At 63.9% G+C, this 18,114-nt stretch carries 14 protein-coding genes and 2 pseudogenes; 9 read left to right on the forward strand and 7 right to left on the reverse strand.

Going from position 1 to position 18,114, the window contains the following annotated elements; all coding sequences use genetic code 11:
* Positions 1-126: 126 nt before the first annotated feature.
* Positions 127-1,608, reverse strand: a complete 1,482-nt coding sequence (locus V8Z74_RS13660) for a Ppx/GppA phosphatase family protein (RefSeq protein ID WP_066480357.1) — start codon at positions 1,606-1,608, stop codon at positions 127-129.
* A gap of 459 nt (positions 1,609-2,067) precedes the next feature.
* Between V8Z74_RS13660 and pstS the strand changes: the two genes are divergently transcribed.
* From pstS to phoR, 7 genes are all read left to right on the forward strand, one after another.
* Positions 2,068-3,108: a phosphate ABC transporter substrate-binding protein PstS gene (gene pstS / locus V8Z74_RS13665; RefSeq protein WP_066480359.1), complete on the forward strand. Its 1,041-nt coding sequence runs from the start codon at positions 2,068-2,070 to the stop codon at positions 3,106-3,108.
* A gap of 133 nt (positions 3,109-3,241) precedes the next feature.
* Positions 3,242-4,231: a phosphate ABC transporter permease subunit PstC gene (pstC, locus tag V8Z74_RS13670; RefSeq protein ID WP_502879540.1), complete on the forward strand. Its 990-nt coding sequence runs from the start codon at positions 3,242-3,244 to the stop codon at positions 4,229-4,231.
* A gap of 17 nt (positions 4,232-4,248) precedes the next feature.
* Entirely contained in the window at positions 4,249-5,112 is an 864-nt protein-coding gene (gene pstA, locus V8Z74_RS13675) for a phosphate ABC transporter permease PstA (protein ID WP_083526702.1), read from the forward strand.
* 12 nt (positions 5,113-5,124) lie between these two features.
* Positions 5,125-5,907, forward strand: coding sequence for a phosphate ABC transporter ATP-binding protein PstB (gene pstB, locus V8Z74_RS13680; protein ID WP_066480372.1), 783 nt, complete (start codon positions 5,125-5,127; stop codon positions 5,905-5,907).
* Between the two features lie 143 nt (positions 5,908-6,050).
* A complete protein-coding gene (gene phoU, locus V8Z74_RS13685; RefSeq protein WP_066480374.1) occupies positions 6,051-6,752 on the forward strand; it encodes a phosphate signaling complex protein PhoU in 702 nt (233 codons plus the stop codon).
* Positions 6,753-6,770: 18 nt separating this feature from the next.
* Positions 6,771-7,466 carry a phosphate regulon transcriptional regulator PhoB gene (phoB, locus tag V8Z74_RS13690; RefSeq protein ID WP_349709628.1) on the forward strand — a complete coding sequence of 232 codons (696 nt, stop codon included), beginning with the start codon at positions 6,771-6,773 and terminating at the stop codon, positions 7,464-7,466.
* 79 nt (positions 7,467-7,545) lie between these two features.
* The gene (phoR, locus tag V8Z74_RS13695) at positions 7,546-8,934 is read left to right on the forward strand and encodes a phosphate regulon sensor histidine kinase PhoR (RefSeq protein WP_349709629.1); all 1,389 of its coding nucleotides are present in this window, start codon (positions 7,546-7,548) and stop codon (positions 8,932-8,934) included.
* 15 nt (positions 8,935-8,949) lie between these two features.
* Here the strand turns inward: phoR and V8Z74_RS13700 are convergent, their stop codons facing one another.
* The 5 genes from V8Z74_RS13700 to trxA all read right to left on the reverse strand — a co-directional run bounded on the left by V8Z74_RS13700 (position 8,950) and on the right by trxA (position 14,509).
* Positions 8,950-10,323 carry an MATE family efflux transporter gene (locus tag V8Z74_RS13700; protein ID WP_349709630.1) on the reverse strand — a complete coding sequence of 458 codons (1,374 nt, stop codon included), beginning with the start codon at positions 10,321-10,323 and terminating at the stop codon, positions 8,950-8,952.
* On the reverse strand, positions 10,320-12,050 hold the full coding sequence (locus V8Z74_RS13705; RefSeq protein ID WP_349709631.1) for a hypothetical protein: 1,731 nt from the start codon (positions 12,048-12,050) through the stop codon (positions 10,320-10,322). Before V8Z74_RS13705 ends, V8Z74_RS13700 begins: the two co-directional genes overlap by 4 nt.
* Before the next feature lie 196 nt (positions 12,051-12,246).
* On the reverse strand, positions 12,247-12,492 hold the full coding sequence (locus V8Z74_RS13710) for a type B 50S ribosomal protein L31 (protein ID WP_054257309.1): 246 nt from the start codon (positions 12,490-12,492) through the stop codon (positions 12,247-12,249).
* A gap of 140 nt (positions 12,493-12,632) precedes the next feature.
* Entirely contained in the window at positions 12,633-13,895 is a 1,263-nt protein-coding gene (gene rho / locus V8Z74_RS13715; RefSeq protein WP_066480393.1) for a transcription termination factor Rho, read from the reverse strand.
* A gap of 281 nt (positions 13,896-14,176) precedes the next feature.
* Entirely contained in the window at positions 14,177-14,509 is a 333-nt protein-coding gene (gene trxA / locus V8Z74_RS13720; RefSeq protein ID WP_066480396.1) for a thioredoxin TrxA, read from the reverse strand.
* 288 nt (positions 14,510-14,797) lie between these two features.
* Here trxA and V8Z74_RS13725 point away from each other — a divergent pair.
* Positions 14,798-16,058 (forward strand): annotated as a pseudogene (locus V8Z74_RS13725) (TIGR03862 family flavoprotein).
* Positions 16,059-16,115: 57 nt separating this feature from the next.
* On the opposite strand, the gene V8Z74_RS13730 reads toward V8Z74_RS13725, so the two are convergent.
* A complete protein-coding gene (locus tag V8Z74_RS13730; protein ID WP_349709632.1) occupies positions 16,116-16,586 on the reverse strand; it encodes a GNAT family N-acetyltransferase in 471 nt (156 codons plus the stop codon).
* Positions 16,587-17,982: 1,396 nt separating this feature from the next.
* Between V8Z74_RS13730 and V8Z74_RS13735 the strand changes: the two are divergent.
* A pseudogene (locus V8Z74_RS13735) lies at positions 17,983-18,114 on the forward strand (IS3 family transposase); the annotation flags it as partial.

Here is an 18,114-nt window from a genome sequence, read left to right on the forward strand (position 1 = left end):
GTATGGAGAATTCACAAAGAATTCATTGGTAAACCATTGTTTGAGTGGTGTACACAGCTATCGTTTTTGATAGCTCTGTCGATGGGAAAAAGGGGCTTGTGCCCCTTTTTCTTCGTCTGCCCATTCTCAGCGCAGCTGCAGCCTGAGGCTCCAGGGTGTCTTGCTCCAGGCGGCGGCTTCCAGTTCCAGCAGGCGCGCCGACTGCGGGTAGGCGCGGGACCAGCCTTCCGGCGTGCTCAGGCGGCATTCGGCACCGCTGCGCTCCAGCGCAATGCCTTGCAGCTGCGGATCGCGCCGCGCATGGCATAGCTGCACGGCCAGGCGCAGGGCCATCAGCGGCAGGGCCAGCCCCGGCTCCTCGATGAAAGCCTCCAGCTTGCGCAGCTTGCCCTGGTGGCCCAGCACCAGCTGGCTGATGCGCTGGCGCAGCGTGGGCTCCCAGGTGGCGAGGCTGCAATGCTCGGTGATATAGGCGCCATGGCGGTGGTAGTCACCCAGCGCGATGCGCATGCCCACCTCGTGCAGCAGCGCGGCCGTATGCAATGCGCGGGCGGCGTCGTCGCCCACCTCGGCGGGGCGGATGCCGCGCCACAGTTCGCCGGCAATGCGGCTCACGCGCTCGGCCTGGGCGCGGTCCACGCCGAAGTCCTGCTGCAGGGCCAGCACTTCGGCGGCTTCCTTGTCCGCGGGCGGCTCATGGTCGAGCAGATCGTACAAAGCGCCCTGGCGCAGCGCGCCCTGGGCCACTTCCAGCTCCGCGATTTCCAGCAGCTCCATCACCGCCAGCATCACGCTGATGCCGCCGGCCACCACGGGGCGGCGGTCCTCCTTGAGGCCGGGCAGGCGCAGCCTGTCGACATGGCCGGCGTCCAGCAGCTGCTCGTACAGCCGGCGCAGCTTGGCCGGGGTGATGATGCGGCCGTCCAGGCCCTGTGCCGTCAGTGCGTCGGCCACGGCATTGGCCGTGCCCGAGGAGGCATAGGCGCAATCCCAGGCCGTGCCGGGATAGGCTTCACGGGCCGGGGCCAGCCGCTGCTTGGCGGCGCTGATGGCTGCCGCGAAGCCCGATTTGCCGAGCACGCCATCGCCGAAGAACTGCGCGCTCCACGAGACGCTGCCCAGGGGGAACGAGGCCACCTGCAGCGCCTGCGACTGCTGGCCGATGATGACTTCGGTGGAGCGGCCGCCGATGTCCACGACCAGGCGGCGCTGCTGGCTGGGCGTGAGGGAGCTGGACACCCCGCGGTAGATCAGGCGCGCTTCCTCCTCGCCGGAGATGACTTCGATGGGAAAGCCCAGCAGCTTGCTGCCGCGCTCCACGAACTCCGCGCGGTTGCGGGCTTCGCGCAGCGTCTGCGTGGCCACGGCGCGCACCTGGCTGCCGGCGAAGCCCGTCAGGCGCTCGCCGAAGCGCGCCAGGCAGGCCCAGCCGCGCTCCATGGCCTCGCGGGTCAGCTCCTGCCTGGCATTGAGGCCGTTGCCCTGGCGGACGGTTTCTTTGAGATATTCCACGCGCTCGATGCGCTGGTGGGAGCCGATGCGGCCGATTTCCAGGCGAAAGCTGTTGGAGCCCAGGTCTACGGCGGCTAGCAGGGATTCAGGAACCATGGTCCAAGCCAATCAAAGCAGGTTTTCTATTGTTGTGTATGTGCAAGCCGTTCGTCAGGCCATCCAGGTGATCCGGGCAGACGGCTGCTGCGGTGGCGGCTTGCATGGGCTGGCAAATATGCGGCATGGGGGCTGTGGCATGTGCGGGCCTTCTGAAACAACCCTGGCCGCCCAGGGCATTTGGGTACCCGGCCAGCGTACCACCCGGGCGCGCCCACGAGGCAAGCCAGTCTGAGAAGCGGATGTGACAGCCGTGTGACGACGCGTCCTGTCGATGTCAAAAAGGCGGCTTGTATAGGCCTGGCGACGCATGCAAGCGGCGTCCGGCACGGCCGTGGAACCGCACGGCCAGCGCAAACAGCAAAAAATGACAGCTGCCATTTTCATGTCACAACGCTGTCATAAATCATTTTTACAGTCCAGCCATCGAATCTTTCAACCCTAAGAGGTCTGTTCATCATGAAGTTGTCCTTGATTCATGTTCTGGTGGCTGGTGCATTGTCTGCTGGAGGCCTGAGCCAGGCATGGGCCCAGCAGGAGGCCACGGGCGCCGGCGCGAGCTTCCCGGCTCCGCTGTACTCCAAGTGGGCTGCCGATTATCACAAGGCCACCGGCGTCAAGATCAATTACCAGTCCGTGGGTTCCAGCGCCGGCATCAAGCAGATCGATGCCAAGACCGTGGACTTCGGGGCTTCCGATGCGCCGCTGAAGGATGACGAACTGCAGAAGAAGGGTCTGGTGCAGTTCCCCACCGTGATCGGCGGCATCGTGCCCGTGGTCAACATCAAGGGCATCGCTCCCGGCCAGCTCAAGCTCAGCGGCCATGTGCTGGGCGACATCTACCTGGGCAAGATCACCAAGTGGAACGATCCCGCCATCACCGCGCTCAACCCCGGCGTGAACCTGCCTGACGCCCCCATCGCTCCCGTGCGCCGCGCCGACGGCTCGGGCACCACCTTCGGCTTCACCAACTACCTGTCCAAGGTCAATGCCGAATGGAAGGACAAGGTCGGCGAAGGCACGGCCGTGAACTGGCCCACCGGCGCGGGCGGCAAGGGCAACGAGGGCGTGGCCGCCTTCGTGGGCCGCCTGCCCAACTCCATCGGCTATGTGGAATACGCCTATGTGAAGCAGAACAAGCTGACCTACACCCAGCTGCAGAACAAGGACGGCAACTTCGTTTCTCCCGACGACGATGCCTTCAAGGCCGCCGCCGCCGGCGCCGACTGGAACAAGAGCTTCTACCAGATCCTGACCAACCAGCCCGGCAAGGCTTCCTGGCCCATCACCAGCGCCACCTTCATCCTGATGCACAAGAATCAGGAAAAGCCCGCCCAGGCCGCAGCTTCGCTGAAGTTCTTCGAATGGGCCTACAAGTCCGGCGACAAGACCGCTGCAGACCTGGACTACGTGCCCATGCCTGAAGCCGTCAAGAACGTGATCTACAAGTCCTGGAACGAAATCAAGGACAGCTCGGGCAAGACCATCGCCCTGCAGTAATCTTTGAAACAGGTGCGCCGCCAGCCGGCGCACCTGTTAAAAAGCTTGCCAAGCCTTCAACTGTTGTGAAAAAAAGGCGCTGAACGTGTCCACTACGTCGCCCCCTCGCCCTACCGATCACTCGCTGGCTGCCATGTCCGCCCCACCCACCGCACAGCGCATACCTTCTCCGCCACGCCGGCCCCTGTTATCGGGCCGCATGGCGGATCGTTTGTTTGGCGCGCTGGCGCGCGGCGCGGCGCTGCTGACACTGGGCCTGCTGCTGGCCATCATGATCTCCCTGGTCTTCGGCGCATGGCCGGCGATCCATGAATACGGGCTGGCATTCCTGGGGCGCAGCGTCTGGGACCCCGTCCAGAACGAATACGGCGGCCTGGTCATGATCTACGGCACGCTGGCCACGTCGCTGATCGCGCTGGTGATCGCAGTGCCCGTGAGCTTCGGCATCGCGCTGTTCCTGACCGAGCTGTCGCCGGCCTGGCTCAAGCGCCCGCTGGGCACGGCCGTGGAGCTGCTGGCCGCCGTGCCGTCCATCGTCTACGGCATGTGGGGCCTGATGGTGTTCGGCCCCGTGCTCGCCACCTATGTGCAGCAGCCGTTGCAATCGCTTTTCAACGGCGTGCCTTACCTGGGCGCCTTCGTGTCGGGTCCTCCCGTGGGCATCGGCATCCTGTCGGCCGGCATCATCCTGGCCATCATGATCATTCCCTTCATCTCCTCGGTGATGCGCGACGTGTTCGAGGTCACGCCGGCACTGCTCAAGGAATCCGCCTACGGCCTGGGCTCGACGACTTGGGAAGTGGTCTGGAAGGTCGTGCTGCCCTATACCAAGACCGGCGTGCTCGGCGGCGTCATGCTGGGCCTGGGCCGCGCTTTGGGCGAGACCATGGCCGTGACCTTCGTGATCGGCAACATGAACCAGCTCAACTCGCTGTCGGTGTTCGAGGCCGCCAACAGCATCACCTCGGCCCTGGCCAACGAATTCGCCGAGGCCGGCGAAGGCCTGCACCAGGCATCGCTGATCTACCTGGGCCTGGTGCTGTTTTTCATCACCTTCGTGGTGCTGGCGCTGTCCAAGGTGCTGCTCAACCGCCTGCAGAAGAATGAAGGAGCCCACTCGTGAACACGACCTCCGCAAAAATGATCAACGCGGCCGAGCTGGCCGGCGTGCGCGCGGCCAAGTACGCCAGGCGCAAGCGCCTGAACCAGGTGGCGCTGACCCTGTCCATGATCGCCATGGTCTTCGGCGTGTTCTGGCTGATCTGGATCCTGTGGGAAACCGTCCGCCTGGGGCTGGGCGGCATGAGCCTGTCCCTGTTCACCGAGATGACGCCGCCGCCCAACGAGGCCGGCGGCATTGCCAATGCCATCTTCGGCTCGCTGGTCATGGTGGCGCTGGCCACTTTCGTGGGCACGCCCGTCGGCATCATGGCCGGCGTGTACCTGGCCGAATACGACAAGAAGAGCTGGCTGGCCGGCACGACGCGCTTCGTCAACGACATCCTGCTGTCGGCGCCCTCCATCGTGATCGGCCTGTTCGTCTACACCATGGTCGTGGCCCAGTTCCGCAGCTTCTCGGCCTATGCGGGCATCGTGGCGCTGGCGCTGATCGTCGTTCCCGTGGTGATCCGCACCACCGAGAACATGCTGGCCTTGGTGCCTGCCAGCCTGCGCGAGGCCGCCTATGCGCTGGGCACGCCCAAGTGGAAGGTCATCACCATGGTGACATTGCGCGCAGCCCGCGCCGGCGTGATCACCGGCGTGCTGCTGGCCGTGGCGCGCATCGCCGGCGAAACGGCGCCGCTGCTGTTCACCGCCCTGAACAACCAGTTCTGGAATGGCGATCTGTCCAAGCCCATGGCCAGCCTGCCGGTGACGATCTTCAAATTTGCCATGAGCCCCTATGAGAACTGGCAACAGCTGGCCTGGGCCGGCGTGTTCCTGATCACGGTGGCTGTGCTGGGCCTGAACATCCTGGCGCGTTTCATCACCCGCCAAAAGTAATCCGAGAGAGCCATGACTGCAACCATCCAAAACGTTCCCAGCACCTCCAAGCTGGCGGTGCGCGACCTGAACTTCTACTACGGCAAGTTCCACGCGCTCAAGAACATCAACCTCGACATTCCCGAGAAAAAGGTCACGGCCTTCATCGGCCCTTCGGGCTGCGGCAAGTCCACGCTGCTGCGCACCTTCAACCGCATGTTCGAGCTGTATCCCGAGCAGCGCGCCGAAGGCCAGATCCTGCTGGACGGCGAGAACCTGCTGACCTCCAAGCAGGACGTGGCGCTGATCCGCGCCAAGGTGGGCATGGTGTTCCAGAAGCCGACACCGTTTCCCATGTCCATCTACGACAACATTGCCTTCGGCGTGAAGCTGTTCGAGAACCTCAACGCCTCGGACATGGACGATCGCGTGGAGTGGGCGCTGCGCAAGGCGGCGCTGTGGAACGAAGTCAAGGACAAGCTGCAGCAAAGCGGCTCCGGCCTGTCGGGCGGGCAGCAGCAGCGCCTGTGCATTGCGCGCGGCATTGCCATCAAGCCCGAAGTGCTGCTGCTGGACGAACCCTGCTCGGCGCTGGACCCCATCTCCACGGCCAAGATCGAAGAGCTGATCGCCGAGCTCAAGAACGACTACACCGTGGTCATAGTGACCCACAACATGCAGCAGGCAGCGCGCTGCAGCGATTACACGGCCTATATGTACCTGGGCGATCTGGTGGAGTTCGGCGATACCGAGCAGATGTTCTTCAAGCCCCAGCGCAAGGAAACCGAGGACTACATCACAGGCAGATTCGGATGACTCCCCGAGCCGCTGCGCGGCTGCCTCCTGAAGGGGGCGACAGCCTCGCAGCGGGGCGAACCTTGCCCGCTGTCTCTGGACAGGGCCACGCCGGTTCATGCACCGCGTACCGTGCTTTGGATCATTGAGAAAGACATACCGCAATGACAGAAAAACATCTCTCCAGTCAGTTCGACAGCGAACTCAACCGCGTCTCCGCCCGCGTCATGGAACTGGGCGGCCTGGTGGAGTCCCAGATCCGCCAGGCGGTCTATGCGCTGACCAGCTTCAGCACCGATGCCGTGGACCAGGTGATTGCCACCGAAAAGCGCGTGAACGCGATGGAAGTGGAGATCGACCACGACCTGTCGTCCATCATTGCGCGGCGCCAGCCCACGGCACGCGACCTGCGCCTGCTGATCGCGTTCTCCAAGGCCACGGCGAATCTCGAGCGCATGGGCGACGAGGCCTGCAAGATGGCGCGCATGGTCAAGTCCATCATCGAAAGCGGGGCGGCCCGCTCGCTGCCCACCAGCGATCTGCGCGTCGCGGCCGAAATGGCCTCGGAGCTGCTGCGCAAGACGCTGGATGCGTTCGCGCGCCTGGACACCAAGGCGGCCGTGGCCATCCTCAAGGAGGACGACCTGATCGACGAGGAGTTCGACGGCTTCGTGCGCAAGCTCATCACCTACATGATGGAAGACCCCCGCACGATCTCGGCGAGCCTGGACCTGCTGTTCCTGGCCAAGGCCATCGAGCGCATCGGCGACCATTCCAAGAATGTGGCCGAACTCATCATCTATCTGGTCGAAGGCAAGGACGTGCGGCACCAGACCATGGCGGATATCGAATCCGCAGTGCTGTAAACAGGAGGCAACCCAGGGATGAAGAAGATGCCCATGGTCCTCATCGTCGAGGACGAGCCCGCGATTGCGGAACTGATCGCGGTCAATTTGAGGCATAACGGCTTCCAGCCCGTCTGGGCGGAGGACGGTGTTTCGGCGCAGCGCGAACTCGATGCCGTGCTGCCGGATGTCATCCTGCTCGACTGGATGCTGCCCGGCGCCAGCGGCCTTGCGCTGGCGCGCAAGTGGCGCGCCGATGCCCGCACCAAGGCCGTGCCTATTCTGATGCTGACCGCGCGCGGCGACGAGCCCGACAAGGTGGCCGGGCTGGACGCGGGCGCCGACGACTACATCACCAAGCCGTTTTCCACCCAGGAACTGCTGGCGCGCATCCGCGCCGTGCTGCGCCGCCGCGCCCCCGAGCAGATGCAGGACAAGGTCAGCATCGGCGATCTGGTACTGGACGCCGCGGCCCACCGCGTGAGCTGGCAGGGCGAGCTGCTGAAGATCGGCCCCACCGAATTCAAGCTGCTCAACTACCTGATGAAGCATCCCGAGCGCGTGCACAGCCGCGCGCAGCTGCTGGACAAGGTCTGGGGCGACCATGTGTTCATCGAGGAGCGCACGGTGGACGTGCATGTCAAGCGCCTGCGCGAATCCCTGGGTGTGGCCGGCTCGCTGATCGAGACCGTGCGCGGCGCCGGCTACCGCTTCAGCGGCCAGGCTCTGGTGTGAATCGCAGCGGCGCATCCCGCCCGGCGGCACACGCCCGGGCCGGGCGCGCCGGCAAGCCAAAAAAATCGAGAAAGCAACTATGGGCTGGCGCGGATTTCGCTTATTGGCATCCCAGATCGCAGCGGCGGTGCTGGGATGGTTTGCCTGGACCCGGCTGATGGCACCCGGTGCGGGTGCTTCCGCCACGGTGGCCTCCCAATGCGCGGCCGCACTGGCCGGGGCGCTTGCCGGCGGCTGGATCTGGTGGCTGGTCGACAGCTGGAACGCTGCCCGTCTGCTGCACTGGCTGCGCCAGTCCGAGCTGGGTGCCGTACCCAATCTCTCGGGTATCTGGGGCGAGGCCGGCACGCGCATGCGGCGCTGGATACGCCAGAGCGTGCAGCAGGTACAGCAGGGCGACCAGCGGCTCAACGACATTCTGTCGGCCCTGCAGGCCAGCCCCAATGGCGTGGTGCTGCTGGACGACCAGGGGCGCATCGAATGGTGCAACCAGATCGCAGAGCGCCAGTTCGGCATCGATGCCCAGCGCGACCTGATGCAGAGCATCGGCAATCTGGTGCGTGATCCGCAGTTCAGCGCCTATTACGCGGCGCAGGATTTTTCGCAGGACCTGGTCATGCAGGGGCGTGAGAACACGCCTTCGCGCCCGGTCAAGCTGTCGGTGCAGCTCTATGGCTATGGCGAGGGCCGCAAGCTGCTGCTGTCGCGCGACGTGACGGCGCTGGAACAGGCCGAGGCCATGCGCCGCGACTTCGTTGCCAACGTTTCGCACGAGATCCGCACGCCGCTGACCGTGCTTGCGGGCTTTGTCGAGACGCTGCAGAACCTGCCACTGGCCGAAGACGAGCGCAACCGCTACCTGGGCATGATGGCCCAGCAGGCCGAGCGCATGCAGCATCTGGTGGAAGATCTGCTGACGCTGTCGCGTCTCGAGGGCAGCCCGCTGCCGGGCACGGGCGACTGGATACCCGTCTCGCAGCTGCTGCAGCGCTGCGAGAACGAAGCGCGCGGTCTGTCTGCGGCCCTGACGCGCAAGCAGGCCAAGCCCCATGTGCTGAACTTTCCCGATGCGCAGGCACTGCAGGAAGCCGGCGAGATCGCGGGCGCCAGTGCCGAGCTGCACAGCGCTTTTTCCAACCTGGTGGCCAATGCCATGCGCTACACGCCCGCAGGCGGGCAGATCGAGGTGCGCTGGGAAAGGCTGGAGGACGGCTCGGCCCGCTTTGCCGTCAAGGACACCGGCGCAGGCATCGATCCCAAGCACCTGTCCCGGCTCACCGAGCGCTTCTACCGCGTGGACCGCAGCCGCTCCCGCGATACCGGCGGCACCGGCCTGGGCCTGGCCATCGTCAAGCATGTGCTGCAGCGCCATGGCGCCAAGCTCAGCATCAGCAGCACGCTGGGCCAGGGGTCCGAGTTTGCAGTGACTTTTCCCGCTGCCCGCCTGCGCCCGCCGCAGCTGCAGTGAAGCATGCCCGCGTGGTCAGGGCTCGGCTCTGACCACGCGGTACAGAATGCTGCTGAAGGCCATGGCCGTCACGATCAGCGCACCCGCACTGGCCGCCCAGAACGGCATGGGCGTGCCCTGCGCCAGGCTCCAGTGCAGGCTGGCCTGCGCCGCATAGGCCAGCCAGTAGCCGCCGGCCAGCCCGCCGCCCCAGAGAAGCACGCAATAGATGACCAGCGGCAGCACGGTGATGCGATAGCAGCGCAGCACGAAGATGGAGAAAGTCTGCACGGCATCGGCCACATGGTAGATGGCCACCCAGCCCAGCAGGCTGGCCGTGAGGGCAATCACCTGGGGAGAGCTGGTATAAAGGCCGGCAATCAGTTCGCGTGCTATGAAGAGCGTAGCTGATAACGCAATACCCATCAGTGCTGCAAGCCAGAAGCACTGTGCAATCAGCTTGCGCGCCAGCACTTCGTTGGCAGCGCCGCGCCAGAAGCTCACGCGCGCGCTGGCGGCAATGGCCAGGGACAGCGGCACCATGTAGCAGATGGCTGCCAGATTGGCCGCGATCTGGTGGCTGGCCGAAGCCAGCGTGCCCTGGCGCGAAACGAACAAGGCCATGAGCGTGAACGACGTCACCTCCACCAGAATGGCCAGCCCCGCAGGAATACCCAGGCGCGCAAAGCGGGCCAGCAGCGGCCAGTCGGGCCGTTCCATGCGCTGCCAGAGCGCCAGCGGCGCATAGAAAGCCTGCCGGCGCGTCAGCCGCAGCGCGATGCCGAACATGGTGTAGTTCACCGCCAGCGTGGCCCAGGCGCAGCCTGCGGCGCCCATGGCCGGCATGCCCAGGCCGCCGAAGGTGAGCCAGATGGACAGCGGAATCTTCAGCAGCAGCGAAGCTAGCTGCAGTGCCGTGACCAGCTGCGGCCGGCCCAGCGCCTGGTTGAGGGCGCCGTAGATGCGAAACAGCAGGGCCGGCGGCAGGCCCAGGGCCAGGATCGCCAGATAGCGCTTGACTTCCTGCTGCAAGGGGGCCGGCACATGGGTCCAGCGCAGCAGGGGATCGGGCTGCAGCAGGACAGCCATGCCCACGATGCAGGCGGCCAGGCACAGGTACATGGACTGGCGCAGCGACCGGCCTATGGCCAGGGGCTGGCCGGCGCCACGCTGCTCGGCCCACAGCGGCAGCAGGGCCTGGAAGATGCCCATGAGCGAGGCATAGACGCTCACGAAAATGGCGGCGCCCACGGACAGGGCCGCCACGGCATCGTCGGAATAGCGGCCGGCCACAATGGTGTCCGTGGTGCCGAAAGCCATCACGGCCAGCTGGCCGGCCAGCACGGTCAGGGCATGGCGGCCGATATGGCCCAGCTCGTGGCGCGTCGTGGGGCGGCTGGAGCGGCTCATTGCGCCGCGGGGGCGCTGGCGCGGCGCAGCAGGACCAGGGCTTCCTTGCGCTCGGTCGGTCGGGCCACGCGGGCCACTTCGGTCCATTGCGTGCGCAGCGGCTGGCTGTGCGGATCGGCCCAGCGGTCGGCATCCGCCACCAGCCACTGGCACTGGCCGGGGCGGGACTGACGCAGCAGCTGGGTGTCCAGCCGGGTGTAGTAGCGCAGCGCCGCGATCTGCGCACGGCCCAGGCCGTATGTCAGTGCGCAGTCGGCTCTTTCGGAGGCCGAACCGAGACGGGTGGCGATCTGTTCCATCTGCGGCGCATAGCTGCGTGCATGGTCCAGCAACGGCATCCACAGGGTGGATATCAGCAGCCAGCCCAGGGTGGCGCCGCCTGCGGGCAGCACCAGGCTTTTCCAGATGGCGGCGCGGTTGCGCGAGGTGCGCCAGATCACCAGTACCACCCAGCCGGCCGAGGCGGCCAGTGCCACCAGGACGGTCGGCCAGGAAATGCTGGCGCTGAACTGCGGCGCCAGACGGGTGATGTTGGCCGCGATCTTGGCCGGCGTGCCTGTCTGCACGGCCAGCCAGACCACCCAGATGGCGATGGCCGAAATGCTGAAGAACAGCAGCGTGAACCAGTCGATCAGTGCACTGATGCTGCGGCGCAGGGTGGGCAGCGCAAAGGCCGCCAGGGTGGCAATGGCCGGCAGTCCCAGCAGCAGCGCACGATCCGCGGGCTGGCTGATCAGGCAGGCGGCCAGTGGCACGCCTGCAAACCACAATGACACCGCCAGGTGGGGGTTGTATTGCGGCCGGGCAATCTGCCTGCGCCAGACCCACAGGGTCCACAGCGCCAGCGGCCAGGCGGGCCAGCAGAACCACAGCAGCAGCTGCAGCAGGCTGTCCCAGTCCTTGACATTGTTGGCCAGATGCGAGGCCCAGAGATTCCACAGGGTGATCAGAAGGGCGCAGATGGCCGTCATGACCAGCCATGCCAGGCTCCACAGGCGGGCCTGGCGCATGTTGCGCCCGCTGGAGTCCCCCCAGCTTTGCTGGCTCAGCGCCATGCCCGCGCCGCCCAGGCCGAACAGCATGGCCAGCGTGGGCGCGCCGCTCAGCGCCAGGCCCAGCATGCCCAGCACCATGGCCATGCCCGATTTGAAACGGTGATAGGGCATGGCTGCCGCGGCAAAGAACAGCAGCGCGGTGCAGCCCAGCTGGGTCACATAGCTGGTGGTTTCATGCGAAAGCTGGGCCAGCCCCAGGCAGGCCACCAGCGCCAGCAGTGCCGCATCAGCCATGGCGCGCGCATAGTCCGTCAGCTGCGCCTCCCCGCCGAAGGCGAATGCCACGGGCTGCGCGCCGGGCGTGCGCGCCAGATAGTAGGCGCCCCACCAGGTGGCGGCCAGCGTGACGACCAGCAGCCCCATGAAAGGCATGCGTGCCGCCAGCTCGGGCCCCAGCAGCGATTCAAGCCACTGCAGCGCGACCGCGCCCAGCCAGTAGGAGAGCAGGCCATCGGATGTCGGCAGCAGGCCGGAGATGGCGGGCTTGAACCAGGAGGTGTGGTGCTGCGCCAGCTCGCGCATGTAGCCGAAGGCTTCCATGTCGGCCGAGCGCCAGGGGCCGCGCATCACGAAGCCGGGCACCACATAGGCCAGGCACAGCAGCAGCAGCGACCAGCGCGGCAGACGCCGTACGGCGCTTTGGGCAACGATGGCTGGCGTAGGCTGGTTCACGAAAAATTCCTGTTCAATGGGCGTTGGGGGCAGTGCTGCTTTTTACCAGCAAACCGGCCTGGAAAGCCCTGCGGGCAAGCGCGGCCTGCTCATCTAAATGCATTCCAAAGGCCGTGCGGCCGTCGCTGGCGAGGCAAGGCAAAAGAAAGGGCAGCACGGTTGCCCGGGCTGCCCTGACCTTGCAAGAAAGCGGGGATTACTTCTTGCCGAAACGGTTGCGGAACCTTTCCACGCGGCCGCCCATGTTGTCCACCGACTTTTGCGTGCCGGTGTAGAAGGGGTGCGATTCAGAGGAGGTATCCAGCTTGAACAGAGGGTATTCCTTGCCTTCGAAGGTCTCGGTTTCCTTGGTGTTCACGCACGAGCGTGTCACGAACTTGAAGCCGTTGGACAGGTCCACGAACAGAACTTCGCGGTAGTTGGGGTGAATGCCTTCTTTCATGATCTTCCTTTGGTCAAGTGCGGTAGCCGTGCCCAACCTGCTACAACCCTTGTAGCAGTCATGAATCAGGCGTACTTTCCGCAATAGAAAAAGCCCCCCATTATAGCAATGGAGGGCTTGGCGTGTGAAAGCCGGCGGTTTCAGCCGCCGCGGCGCATCATGTCGAAGAATTCCACGTTGTTCTTCGTGGCCTTCATGTTCTTGATCATGAGCTCCATGGATTCGATCTCGTCCATGTTGTACATGAACTGGCGCAGGATGCGGGTCTTCTGCAGGATCTCGGGCGCCAGCAGCAGTTCCTCGCGGCGGGTGCCGCTCTTGTTGAGCTCGATGGCCGGGAACACGCGCTTTTCATAGAGGCGGCGGTTCAGGTGCAGCTCGCTGTTGCCCGTGCCCTTGAACTCTTCGAAGATCACTTCGTCCATGCGGCTGCCGGTGTCCACCAGGGCCGTGGCGATGATGGTCAGCGAGCCGCCTTCCTCCACGTTGCGCGCCGCGCCGAAGAAGCGCTTGGGACGCTGCAGCGCATTGGAATCCACGCCGCCCGACAGCACCTTGCCCGAGGAGGGCACGACATTGTTGTAGGCGCGGGCCAGGCGGGTGATGGAGTCCAGCAGGATGACCACGTCCTTGCCCAGCTCCACCAGTCGCTTGGCGCGCTCGATGACCATCTCGGCCACATGCACGTGGCGCGTGGCCGGCTCGTCGAAGGTCGAGGCAATGATCTCGCCCTTGACCGAGCGCTGCATTTCGGTCACTTCCTCGGGGCGCTCGTCCACCAGCAGCACCATCAGGTGCACGTCGGGATGGTTGGCCGTGATGGCGTGGGCGATGCTCTGCATCATCATCGTCTTGCCGCTCTTGGGCGGGGCGACGATCAGCGAGCGCTGGCCGCGGCCGATGGGCGCGATGATGTCGATGATGCGGCCGGTGATGTTCTCCTCGCCCTTGATGTCGCGTTCCAGGCGCAGTTGCTGGGTGGGGAACAGCGGTGTGAGGTTCTCGAACAGCACCTTGTGCTTGTTCTGCTCGGGCGGGTTGCCGTTGACCTTGTCGAGCTTGGTCAGCGCAAAGTAGCGTTCCCCATCCTTGGGGATGCGCACTTCGCCTTCGATCATGTCGCCGGTATGCAGATTGAAGCGGCGCACCTGGCTGGGGGAGATGTAGATATCGTCCGTGCTGGCGGTGTAGCTGGTATCGGGGCTGCGCAGAAAGCCGAAACCGTCGGGCAGGATTTCGAGCACACCGTCGGCAAACACTTGCTCGCCAGCCTTGGCGCGCTTTTTGATGATGGCGAACATCAGCTCTTGCTTGCGCATGCGACCGACGTTTTCGATCTCAAGCGCTTCGGCCTGCTTCAAGACTTCAGACACGTGCAGTGCCTTGAGTTCATTAAGGTGCATGAAATGACTCCAAGCGTGGAGTAAAGATAACCAGGGGGGAGGCGGTAGAGGCCTAACGAGACACTGTGGTAGTGGGCTGGCTTGCCTGAAGATTCTCAGCGCGGTCCCATGCGGCGACCGGTGATTGGCACATTATGACAGGAAACAATGCGCGGAATGCAAGCATTTTTGCGAGATTTTGTGCTCCCGCAAGGGTTGCGCAGACCTGGATGCGGCCTTGTAGGCCTGGAGAAAGAGGAAATGGAATCGGCCAGGACGCGCGCCTGGCCGATGGGCGCAACTCAGGCCAGATGCTGGTCCAGGAAGGCCGACAGCTGGGTCTTGTTCAGCGCGCCCACCTTGGTGGCAGCCAACTGGCCGTCCTTGAACAGCATCAGTGTGGGAATGCCGCGGATGCCGAACTTGGCGGGGATCTCGCGGTTCTCGTCCACGTTCATCTTGGCGATCTGCAGCTTGTCCTTGTAGGTGCCTGCGGCTTCGTCCAGGATGGGGGCAATCATCTTGCAGGGGCCGCACCACTCGGCCCAGTAGTCCACGAGAACCGTGGTGCCGGGTTGCAGTACGTCGGATTCAAAGCTTGCATCGGTGATGTGCTTGATCAATTCGCTGGCCATTTTGAGTCCTGGTTTTCTCGGTCGAAAGAAAGCGGCGAGAAGCTCGCCGGATGACTTCATTGTGACAGAAACTCATCTCCAGGCCTTGAGTGTGGCCGGTTGTTTGCTGCTATGGCGCCCATAGCGAATGCCATGCGGACGCCGCCGCCTTCGGCGCCATGAGCAACTTGCATTCCCCAAGTCCGCATGGCGGTGCAGCCCGGTGGGCGGTGGTATTCTGCGCAGCCTTGCTGAAGAGGGGGGCTCGGCCTGCCCTGAACAGCGCAATGCATGCAATACAGGTGGGTTATGGAGTTGGATGGGGCTGCGGCTGGGTCGTTGTTGGCGTGTGATGTCGCGGTCGTCGGTGCCGGGCCTGCGGGATTGATGGCGGCCGAGCGCCTGGCGCAAACCGGGCTGTCGGTGCGCGTGTTCGAGGCCAAGCCGTCGGCGGCGCGCAAGTTCCTGATGGCCGGCAAGGGAGGGCTGAACCTCACGCACTCCGAAGCCTTCGAGGCCTTCGTCGGCCGGTACGGCCAGCGCAGCGCCGACCTGCAGCCCTGGCTGGAGCGCTGGGGGGCGCAGCAACTGTGCGACTGGGTGCGGGGCCTGGGTTTCGATACCTTTGTGGGCACGTCCGGCCGGGTCTTCCCTTCGGACATGAAAGCCGCGCCGCTGCTGCGTGCCTGGCTGCTACGCCTGAAGGCGCTGGGCGTGCATTTCCATACGCGCCATCGCTGGCTAGGCTGGTCGGCCGACGGCCTGCCCTTGCTGCGCAGCGAGACCGGCGAGGTGCGGGTCCGGTGCCGGGCCCTGGTGCTGGCGACCGGAGGCGGCAGCTGGGCCCGGCTGGGCTCAGATGGCGCCTGGGTGGGCTTGCTGCAGGGCAGGGGGGGTGGATGTCGCACCCTTGCAGGCGGCCAACTGCGGCTTCGATGTGCGCGGCGGCTGGAGCCCCGTGTTTGTGCAGCGCTTTGCCGGCCAGCCCTTCAAGTCGGTAGCCCTGCGGTTTGTGGACGATCGGGGGCAGGAGTTCTTCCGCCAGGGCGAGTTCGTGGCAACGCAAACCGGTGTGGAAGGCAGCCTCATCTACGCGGTTTCGTCATTGCTGCGCGACTGCATCGCGCGCCAGGGGCAGGCCCGCTTCGAGCTGGACCTGCTGCCCCAATGGAGCGCCGAGCGTGTGCGCGCGGAGGTGCTGCGCCCCAGGGGCTCGCGCAGCCTCAGCAGCCATCTCAAGGGGCGCCTGGGCATCGACGGCATCAAGGCCGGTCTGCTCTATGAAGTGCTGGGCAGGCAGGGCATGGATGACGCCGAGCGACTGGCTGCCGGCATCAAGGCCCTGCCGGTGACCGTGGTGGCGCCGCGGCCCATGGACGAGGCCATCAGCACGGCCGGCGGTGTGCGCCTGGAGGCGCTGGATGCGCGCGGCATGTGCAAGGCCCTGCCCGGCGTATTCTGCGCGGGCGAAATGCTGGACTGGGAGGCGCCCACAGGCGGCTACCTGCTCACGGCCTGCCTGTCTTCGGGCGTGCATGTGGCGGCGGGCGTGGCCGAATATCTCGAATAGCCGAAGGGCGGCCCGCCGCATTCAGGGAGCTTGCCTGCAGGACGGGCAATGCTCGGATCAGAGCTTCTTGGTCATCTGCACGGTGGTGAAGCCGCTATGCCATTCCTCGTCGGGATAAAAGCCTGTTTCGGCATACCCGTGGCGCAGATAGAAGCTGCGTGCCGCATGGTTGAAGGTGTCCGTCTCCAGCCGCACCTGCGCATGGCCGGCCGCTGCGATGGCGGCCTCGGCCTGCTGCAGCAGCTTGCTGCCGATGCCGTGCCGCTGATGGTCCGGAGAGACATGCAGGGCATCGATGAAATCCTTGTCCCAGTCGATCAGGCCCGCGACTTCCCCGCCTGATTCGGCGACGTACATGGCGCAGAGGCGTTCGTCCACATAGCGCCGGGTATGGCCCGAACGCTCGAATCGGGCGACGGCATCTGGCGTCAGCTCGGGCTTCCATGTGGCCTCATAGGTCTGACGCAGAATGCGCAGGACGGCATCGGTGTCGCCAGGCGTTGCCCGGCGGATGAAGGGCGTGGTCATTGTCTGGTCTTGGCAAGGAGCGGGCCGGTCCTGCTCTGCAGGTGCCGATGTCACCCGTGGGGAATGCCGCTTGCTCTGGCCTGCCGCCTCCGGAGGCTCCTGGTTGAGGCGGCAAGTGCAGCGAAGCTGTGCGCAAGAGGCTGCGAAGTTCTTGCGAGGACTCAGGTTCCCGAGCTGCAAGAATCTTTGAAATGAGGTTGACGAGCCTTACCGCTGTCGATTCAAGTCAATAGATCAATAAAATCAATGGCTTATGATTGGCCTTGTTGCCTCAACGTACACAGTGCTGGGTCACGTTGAATGGTTTGGAGTCTAGCAGGTCTCGGAATGGAAAACCGGAGCAAAAATCTGTGAGGTCGCCTCAATAAATCTCTCTCCCGAGGTTCCCCCGGTCGGCTTCCTTGGATTGGGCGTCAGGTGCTGATGGGGGGGGCTTGATGACAATGAGGGCGTTGAGGGAGTAGCGGGAGCCCCTCGGGTGAATCTCTTTGAGAGTAGCCATTTCGTCTTTCCCTTTGGCGAGGGATTCAATGGGGCGATGTGCCACTTGGAGTGGTCGAAAGCAACTTAAGTCGAACCAACTCAGAAGTGACTGGCACCCCTCACCGGGTTTGAAGCCCACGAAACCAGTCAGTGGGATTCCTTTGAAATCAACTGCTTGAATGATTTCAATGACTTAGCTTGAGCCTCTTGTGGTACCTTGCCTTAGCAGCACATCGGTGTGATATGGGAAGTTTAGCAGGCTCCTAGATGAAATTTTGATGAGAAATTTGAGAGGTCATCTTGAGGGGGTACTGTGGTGGAGTCCCCCTGGGGGCTTGATCACTTCAGGGGTGCTCAATTCGGGTTAGTTTGGGCTTAAATTAGGCTTAGTTTTGAGGTGATCTAAGAGTCTTTGCGTCTTTGCGTCTTTGCGTCTTTTCGTGCAAACTCCGTCGAAATAATTTACCGGCTGTGAGGTATGAGATGTTATGGACGGGTGGTCACTTTGAATACGAGAACATTAAGCCTGCGCATGAGTTTGATGGACGGTTTGTGATTGACGGGAGGATAAGCTCTTTGTGTGGGGTAAAACTGTGGTTGCCAATTGACTGTCATGAGGATGCTCGAATTCAAGTAAGCGGGTCTTCCAATCCGTCTGATTCCCATCAATCTCAATCTTTAGTCAGTCACGGTGGTGGGGCCGCACGTCTTGTTAGTGAAATTGATCCGGTTTTTAATTTTCAAATAGAGGCGGATGATGTCCATGTTTCTGAGGTTTCTACTAAGCCTGCCTTGAAGGTTAATGGGACCACAATCAGGATTGATCACATTAGTAGATTGCGATTCAGGAGGCGGGAACACAGTGAATCGCCCCGGGTTTTGAGGAGGCTCCAACACTTGAGAAGATGGAGCTATGACCAAGTCAAACAAGTTCTCGCCCGAGGTGCGCGAGCGTGCCGTACGCATGGTGCAGGAGCACCGAGCCGACTACCCTTCGCTGTGGGCAGCCATTGAATCAATAGCCCCCAAGATTGGCTGCGTGCCG

The organism is Comamonas sp. w2-DMI (genome assembly GCF_040187735.1).
In the GTDB taxonomy this organism is placed as follows: Bacteria; Pseudomonadota; Gammaproteobacteria; order Burkholderiales; family Burkholderiaceae_C; genus Comamonas; species Comamonas terrae.